This is a genomic window from Arthrobacter liuii, from assembly GCF_014639275.1.
GTDB lineage: Bacteria > Actinomycetota > Actinomycetes > Actinomycetales > Micrococcaceae > Arthrobacter > Arthrobacter liuii.
Map to the genome: position 1 here is coordinate 1 of NZ_BMFW01000088.1, position 619 is coordinate 619.

A 619-nucleotide genomic window follows, 5' to 3' on the forward strand; every position below is an offset into this window, starting at 1 on the left:
AATACTTCATCCATTCGGATTCCCGGCAGATGCGGGGGACAAGTAGCCCATGGCCTCCAACGTACCGCAGGCAAACCCGTTCGGCAGGGACGCGCCGGGACTTCCAGATCGCCCGGTGCCTTGGGGGCCGCGGCCTTATCAGGTCAGGAGTCTGACTTTTTGCGATACATGACGGACTTTTTCCGCGGCGCCACGTGACGTTCCGTGCAGTCCACAACGGGATGCGTCCCTACCCGGCCGGACCCCGTCGCGATGACTCTACCGTTGGCTTAGCGGATGAGGCTTTGGAGTAGCGCCGGCTCCAGGGCGGCGTCGATCAGGACGTGGGCGATGACGCAGGGCCACAGGCTTCGTTTCGACATCAGGTAGAGGGCGGCCAGGCCCCATCCGAGAATGGTCGTCGCGGCCTGGGCCAGGAGAGCGGCAGGGAAGCCGGCGAAGACGTAAAAGTGGAGGCCTCCGAACACGAGCCCGCTGATAAAGACCTGGAGAGCCGGTGACCGGCCTGCGGCCGCTAGCCGGTCCATCAGGACGCCTCGGAATAGGGTCTCCTCGAAGAACCCGGCGATCAGCGCTGCCAGGACCGCGACGAGCTTGAGCGGGGACACGTTCCCGGCAC

The 619-nt window shown here is 64.9% G+C and carries 1 protein-coding gene; it reads right to left on the minus strand.

Going from position 1 to position 619, the window contains the following annotated elements; all coding sequences use genetic code 11:
* Positions 1–269 precede the first annotated feature (269 nt).
* The coding region (locus IEW19_RS23210) for a CPBP family intramembrane glutamic endopeptidase (RefSeq protein WP_188573895.1) at positions 270–619 on the minus strand (350 nt) is incomplete at its 5' end.